General features: G+C 68.6%; 7 protein-coding genes and 1 pseudogene. 6 read left to right on the top strand and 2 right to left on the bottom strand.

Going from position 1 to position 6,959, the window contains the following annotated elements:
* Positions 1–192: 192 nt before the first annotated feature.
* Complete coding sequence (locus tag BST11_RS26295) at positions 193–1,302, bottom strand: alcohol dehydrogenase catalytic domain-containing protein (RefSeq protein WP_083141106.1); 1,110 nt, start codon at positions 1,300–1,302, stop codon at positions 193–195.
* A 14-nt stretch (positions 1,303–1,316) separates the two neighbouring features.
* Here BST11_RS26295 and BST11_RS26290 point away from each other — a divergent pair, with 14 nt between their 5' ends.
* Together BST11_RS26290 and BST11_RS26285 are read left to right on the top strand one after the other, a co-directional pair.
* Positions 1,317–1,781, top strand: coding sequence for an acyl-CoA thioesterase (locus tag BST11_RS26290; protein WP_083141105.1), 465 nt, complete (start codon positions 1,317–1,319; stop codon positions 1,779–1,781).
* Positions 1,782–1,842: 61 nt separating this feature from the next.
* Entirely contained in the window at positions 1,843–2,283 is a 441-nt protein-coding gene (locus BST11_RS26285) for an SRPBCC family protein (protein WP_083141104.1), read from the top strand.
* Positions 2,284–2,293: 10 nt separating this feature from the next.
* On the opposite strand, the gene BST11_RS26280 is transcribed toward BST11_RS26285, so the two are convergent.
* Entirely contained in the window at positions 2,294–2,968 is a 675-nt protein-coding gene (locus BST11_RS26280) for a GntR family transcriptional regulator (protein WP_276033028.1), read from the bottom strand.
* A 156-nt stretch (positions 2,969–3,124) separates the two neighbouring features.
* Between BST11_RS26280 and fadD5 the strand changes: the two genes are divergently transcribed.
* The 4 genes and pseudogenes from fadD5 to BST11_RS26260 all read left to right on the top strand — a co-directional run.
* Positions 3,125–4,783, top strand: a complete 1,659-nt coding sequence (fadD5, locus tag BST11_RS26275) for a fatty-acid--CoA ligase FadD5 (protein ID WP_083141102.1) — start codon at positions 3,125–3,127, stop codon at positions 4,781–4,783.
* Between the two features lie 374 nt (positions 4,784–5,157).
* The gene (locus BST11_RS26270) at positions 5,158–5,874 is read left to right on the top strand and encodes an MlaE family ABC transporter permease (RefSeq protein WP_372509660.1); all 717 of its coding nucleotides are present in this window, start codon (positions 5,158–5,160) and stop codon (positions 5,872–5,874) included.
* Between the two features lies 1 nt (position 5,875).
* On the top strand, positions 5,876–6,745 hold the full coding sequence (locus BST11_RS26265; RefSeq protein ID WP_083141100.1) for an MlaE family ABC transporter permease: 870 nt from the start codon (positions 5,876–5,878) through the stop codon (positions 6,743–6,745).
* Positions 6,746–6,750: 5 nt separating this feature from the next.
* Positions 6,751–6,959: pseudogene (locus BST11_RS26260) on the top strand (MCE-family protein MCE1A); the annotation flags it as partial.

Raw genomic sequence — 6,959 nt, 5'->3', positions numbered from 1 at the left:
TGCGCCCATCAATCGCGTTGCGCTGACCAGCCAACTCCGCGAGCTCCTCGAACAACACCGCAAGACGCTCCTTGGGGCTCACCACCACGGAAGACGACGCGATCGAAGACATGACCTCATCATCGCAGCCACCTACGACAAGTTTCGGTCCATCCGATTGGCCGGCGACGGCGCCGCCAAGCACGGCTGAGGTCAATCGAACCTGATGAGCTGGCGCACGGCGGTGCCGTCGGCCAGATGGTCCATCGCCTCGTTGACGTCGTCCAGCCGGATCGTCGACGAGACCAGCGACTCCACCGGCAGCCGGCCCGACCGCCACAGCGAGACGAACCGGGGGATGTCGCGGCTGGGCACCGACGAACCCAGGTAGCTGCCGAGCAGTGAGCGGCCCTCGGCGACAAGGCCCAACGGGGACACGCTGATTCGCGCGCCCGGCGGCGGCAACCCCACGGTGATGGTGCGACCGCCCGGCGCGGTCAGCCCGATCGCGGTCTCCAGCGCGGCCGGATGGCCGACGGCCTCGACGACCACCTCGGCCCGCACGCCGTCGTCGGCAGCCTGCTGCGGGGTGTAGGCCTCGTGCGCCCCCAACGCCCGCGCGGCCGAAAGCTTCTCGGGCAACTGGTCGACCGCGACGACGCGAACGTCGTCGTAGGTGAGCGCGGTGATCATCGCCGCCATGCCCACGCCCCCGATGCCCACGACGGCCACCGCCTGACCCGGACGGGGATCGCCGACGTTGAGCACGGCGCCGCCCCCGGTCAGCACGGCGCACCCGAGCAGCGCGGCGACCTCGGGCGGCACGTCGCCGGGCACCGGCACGGCGCTGGCCCGGTTGACGACCGCGTGCGTCGCGAAGCCCGAGATCCCGAGGTGGTGGAACACCGGGCCCCCGGCACGGGCGAGCCGGATCCCGCCGCCCAGCAGCGTGCCGGCGGCGTTGGCGGCGCTTCCCGGTTCGCACGGCGTCAGGCCGTCGGTCGCGCACGCCACGCAATGCCCGCACCGCGGCAGGAACACCAGCACCACCCGCCGGCCGGGCGGCAGGTCGTCAACGCCGGCACCGACCCGCTCGACGATGCCCGCCGCCTCGTGACCGAGCAGCATCGGCACCGGCCGCACCCGGCTGCCGTCGACCACCGACAGGTCGGAGTGGCAGACGCCCGCCGCCTCGATGCGGACCAGCACCTCGTCGGGGCCCGGCTCGTCGAGGCCGACGTCGACCACGCCGATCGGCCTGGAATCCGCGTAGGGCCGGGGCGCGCCGATCCGCTCCAGCACCGCCCCGCGGATGTCGATCATGTTGGAATACAACCATGGCCCCAGCTTCCGAAGCCTCCGAGCCGGAGCGCTTCACCAGCGACGACTTTCCCGTGCTGTGGCCGGTGGGAACCCGGTGGGCCGACAACGACATGTTCGGCCACCTCAACAACGCGGTCTACTACCAGCTTTTCGACACCGCGATCAACGCCTGGATCAACACCGGCACCGGGCTGGACCCGCTCAGCACGCCGGCGCTCGGCATCGTCGCCGAATCGGGCTGCCGCTACTTCTCCGAGCTGCACTTCCCCGAGGGCCTCGTGGTGGGCCTGGCGGTCACCCGGTTGGGCCGCAGCAGCGTCACCTACCGGCTCGGCGTGTTCCGGGAAGCCGCCGGGGCCCAGCCCGTCACCGCCCTGGGTCACTGGGTGCACGTCTACGTCGACCGGGCCAGCCGCAAGCCGGTGCCCATCCCCGACGCCATCCGATCGCTGCTGGCGACGGCGTGCGTGGACGGCTGAGCCTCAAATCGCGCCCGGAGCGGTCGGTTTCGACGGACCCGCACGCCGCTATGCTTCGCCAATGCCAGTTTTGAGCAAGACCGTCGAGGTCAGCGCCGACGCCGCGTCGATCATGGGCATCGTCGGCGATTTCGAGCGCTACCCGGAATGGAACGAGGGGATCAAGGGCCTGTGGATCCTCGCCCGCTACGACGACGGGCGTCCCAGCCAGGTGCGGCTCGACACCGACTACCAAGGCCTGCAGGGCACCTTCATCCAGGCGGTGTACTACCCGGGGGAAAACCAGATTCAGACCGTCCTGCAGCAGGGCGACCTGTTCTCCAAGCAGGAGCAGCTGTTCAGCGCGGTGGAGGCCGGCGCGTCGACCCTGCTGACGGTCGACCTGGACGTCGAGACCACGTTGCCGGTGCCCGCGCCGATGGTGAAGCAGCTCCTCAACAACGTGCTCGACCACCTCGCCGACAACCTCAAGCAGCGCGCCGAGCAGCTGGGTGCCCGGTAGAGGATCGCCGCTAGTCGAAGATTCCGGTCCGGTCGCGCATCTCGGTCAGCCGGGCCGCCGCGTCGGTGAACTGCCACACCGTGTGCTCGATCACCGCGGCGGCGTCGCGGCGGCGCAGCGCCGCGATCAGCTGCCGGTGGTTGTCGACGGCGGCCGCTCCCCATTGCGGGTCGGCGGCGTACACCAGCACCGGCATGTATCGCGCGGCGTTCAACAGGAACCACGCCAGCTTGATCCGCCCGCTTGCCTGGTTGAAGACGCGGTGGAACGCGAACTCGATGCCCGAGATCGTCTCGGCATCGCCGGACCCGACGGCCGCGGCGAGCGCGTCGTTGATGCGCTCCAGCTCGTCGATCTCGGCGTCGGTGATGTGGACGGTGGCCGCGGCCGCCAGCTCCTTGGCGATCGACGCCTGCAGCCAGAAGATGTCCTCGATGTCCTGGCGGGTCAGCGGCAGCACGACGTGGCCGCGGTGCGGCTCGAGCTGCACCATGCCCTCGCCGCGCAGCTTCAGCAGGGCCTCGCGCACCGGCGTGACGCTGACTCCGAGCTCGGCCGCGGTCTCGTCGAGGCGGATGAACGTTCCCGGCCGCAGGGCCCCGGACATGATCGCCGCGCGCAGGTGGCCCGCGACCTCGTCGGACAGCTGCGCCCGTCGCACCGGCCGCCGGGCACTGGGCTGCATAGATGTAGGTGCGTTCACGCGAGCTGCCAGGGGTTTCGCCGTCTGGGTGGGGCTTGTCTTTGCGGCACTAAAGCCATAGTGTGACCCACACAACACCATGTTTTATCAAATATCAACCTGGCGCAAGCGGTGCGTGAGTGAAGGGGAGGCAGCTAGTTGACCGCGCAATTGGCGGGCCACGTGGCCGAGGGCTCAGAGCCGGCCCGAGAGCAGCCGTACCTGGCCCGCCGGCAGAACTGGATCACCCAACTCGAGCGTCATGCGCTGATGCAGCCGGACGAGCCGGCATTGCGGTTCGTGGGCAACACCGTGACGTGGGGCGGGTTGCGCCGCCGGGTCGTGGCGCTGGCCGACGCGCTGAGCCGCCGCGGGGTCGGGTTCGGCGACCGGGTCATGATCCTGATGCTCAACCGCCCCGAATTCGTCGAGGCGGTGCTGGCGGTCAACTCCCTGGGGGCCATCGCGGTCCCGCTCAACTTCCGGCTCACCTCGGCCGAGATCGTCTTCCTGGTCGAGGACTGCGAGGCGCGCGTGATGATCACCGAGGCCGTGCTCGCCCCGGTGGCCACCGGCGTGCGCGACATCCAGCCGATGCTCGACACGATCGTCATCGCGGGCGGCCCGACCGACGACACTGTCGGCGTGCTCGGCTACGAAGACCTCGTTGACGAGGCCGGCGAGCCCCATGGACCCGTCGACATCCCCAACGATTCGCCGGCGCTGATCATGTACACGTCGGGCACCACCGGCCGGCCCAAGGGCGCGGTGCTGACCCACACCAACCTGACCGGCCAGACGATGACCGGGCTTTACACCAACGGCGCCGATATAAATAGTGACGTCGGTTTCATCGGGGTGCCGTTCTTCCATATCGCCGGCATCGGCAACCTGCTGCCGGGCATGCTGCTGGGCATTCCCACGGTGATCTACCCGCTGGGCGCCTTCGATCCCGGCCAGCTGCTCGACGTGTTGGCGGCCGAGAAGGTCACCGGCCTCTTCCTGGTTCCGGCTCAATGGCAGGCGGTGTGCGCCGAGCAACGGGCCCGCCCCCGGGATCTGCGGCTGCGGGTCATGTCGTGGGGTGCCGCCCCGGCTCCGGACGCCTTGCTGAGGGAGATGTCGGCAACCTTCCCCGGAACCCAGATCCTGGCGGCGTTCGGCCAGACCGAGATGTCGCCCGTGACCTGCATGCTGCTCGGCGACGACGCGATCCGTAAGCGCGGCTCGGTCGGCAAGGTGATCCCCACGGTCGCCGCCCGCGTCGTCGACGAGAACATGAACGACGTGCCCGTCGGCGAGGTCGGTGAGATCGTCTACCGGGCGCCGACGTTGATGAGCGGCTACTGGAACAACCCGGAGGCCACCGCGGAGGCCTTCGCCGGTGGATGGTTCCACTCCGGCGACCTAGTCCGCATGGACTCCGACGGCTACGTCTGGGTGGTCGACCGCAAGAAGGACATGATCATCTCCGGCGGCGAGAACATCTACTGCGCCGAGGTCGAGAATGTGCTCGCCGGCCACCCCCAAATCCTCGAGGTCGCCGTCATCGGCCGGGCCGACGAAAAGTGGGGCGAGGTGCCGATCGCCGTGGCCGCTGTTGCGGGCGAGCCGCTGCGGCTCGATGATCTGGGCGAGTACCTGACCGAGCGGCTGGCGCGCTACAAGCATCCGAAGGCGCTCGAAATCGTCGACGCGCTGCCCCGCAACCCCGCCGGCAAGGTGCTCAAGACTGAGCTGCGGGTGCGCTACGGGTCGGTGGTTGTGACTGAAAGTGCTTCTGTCGCAACGGATTCAATGGCGGGAGAGGACGGTTGACGGGAACTGTAACGTTTGCTCGCTGTTGACGAAGGGTTAATTGTGTGGATGCGGTTCACAGGCTCACGGCCATCGGGTACATTCCTGTGGTCTCCGTTACTACTTGCGAGTAGGGAGCCGATGGTCACACACGTAGGGTCGTGGCGAGGTGGGGGCAGCCCCGGCCGCGGAGCGGCGAGGTGGGGGTACCCCCAGCCGCGGAGCAGCGAGGGGGAGCGAGGCGTGCGACACCTTCCGGCGCGGCGCCACGCGACGCGCGGCGCCGAGGCGAGGGGGCGGCGGTGACTTCCACGTCGACGGATCGTCCACACCTGATCGGCTACCTGCGCGACCAGCTGGACACGCCGCTGACCCTCATCGGTGGATTCTTCCGGATGTGTGTGCTGACCGGTAAAGCGCTGTTCCGCTGGCCTTTCCAGTGGCGTGAGTTCATCTTGCAGTGCTGGTTCATCATGCGGGTGGCGTTCCTGCCGACCATCATGGTCTCGATCCCGCTCACCGTCCTTTTGATCTTCACCCTCAACGTGCTGCTGGCCCAGTTCGGCGCCGCCGACCTGTCCGGCGCGGGCGCGGCCATCGGTGCGGTCACCCAGCTGGGCCCGCTGACCACGGTGCTGGTGGTCGCCGGCGCCGGGTCGACGGCGATCTGTGCGGACCTGGGCGCGCGCACCATCCGTGAGGAGATCGACGCGATGGAGGTGCTCGGCATCGACCCGATCCACCGGCTGGTGGTGCCCCGCGTGGTCGCCGCGACCCTGGTCGCCACGCTCCTCAACGGGCTGGTGATCACCGTCGGGTTGGTGGGCGGCTACCTGTTCGGCGTGTACCTGCAGAACGTGTCGGGCGGCGCGTACCTGGCCACCCTGACCACCATCACGGGGTTGCCGGAGGTGGTCATCGCCACGGTCAAGGCCGCCGTATTCGGCCTCATCGCGGGCCTGGTCGGCTGCTATCGGGGGCTGACCGTGCGGGGTGGCTCGAAGGGCCTGGGCACCGCGGTCAACGAGACCGTGGTGCTGTGCGTGGTCGCCCTTTACGCGGTCAACGTGGTGCTGACCACGATCGGTGTTCGGTTCGGGACGGGGCGCTGACATGTCGACCGGAACGGTGCTGCGCTCCCGCTTCCCGCGGGCGGTCGAGAACCTCAATCGCTACGGCGGTGCCGCGGGGCGGGCGCTCGACGACACCGGGCAGATGGCCTGGTTCGGGGCGGTGGCCCTCGGGCACATCCCGCACGCGCTGAGCCACTATCGCAAGGAGACCCTGCGGCTGATCGCCCAGATCGGCATGGGCACCGGTGCCATGGCCGTCATCGGCGGCACCGTCGCGATCGTCGGTTTCGTGACGCTGTCCGGCAGCTCGCTGGTCGCCATCCAGGGCTTCGCGTCGCTGGGCAACATCGGCGTCGAGGCGTTCACCGGATTTTTCGCCGCGTTGATCAACGTGCGCATCGCCGCGCCGGTCGTGACCGGCATCGCGATGGCCGCCACCGTCGGCGCGGGAGCCACCGCCGAGCTCGGGGCCATGCGGATCAGCGAAGAGGTCGACGCCCTGGAAGTGATGGGCATCAAGTCGATTTCGTTCTTGGCGACCACACGCATCATGGCCGGGCTGGTGGTGATCATCCCGATCTACTCCATGGCGATCATCATGACCTTCCTGTCCCCGCAGATCACCACGACCGTGATCTACGGGCAGTCCAGCGGTACCTACGAGCACTACTTCCGGACGTTCTTGCGCCCCGAAGACGTGTTCTGGTCCTTTGTGGAAGCCATCCTCATCACGGCCGTCGTCATGATCACCCACTGCTTCTACGGATATAACGCCGGCGGCGGACCCGTCGGCGTCGGCGAGGCCGTCGGCCGCTCGATGCGCTTCTCGCTGGTTTCGGTGCAGGTTGTCGTTCTGTCCGCCGCGTTGGCGCTCTACGGCGTCAACCCCAACTTCGCGCTTACGGTCTAGGCGCCATGACCACCGCGACTGGACCCGCCGGGAAGATCAACCCTCCCCGCAACCCGCCGTACAAATTTGCCGGGTTCGCGTTGCTCCTGGTCGCGGCCGTGGTCTTCTTCGCTGTGTTCTGGCAGTTCCGCGGCAATTTCACGGCGAAGACCCAGCTGTCGATGCTGGCGTCGCGGGCTGGGTTGGTGATGGATCCGGGTTCGAAGGTCACCTA

Origin of the sequence: Mycobacterium alsense, from assembly GCF_002086635.1 — a bacterium.
Lineage (GTDB): Bacteria > Actinomycetota > Actinomycetes > Mycobacteriales > Mycobacteriaceae > Mycobacterium > Mycobacterium alsense.
Note: the sequence above shows the minus strand (reverse complement) of the source record. Positions and strands in the feature narration are given on the sequence as shown.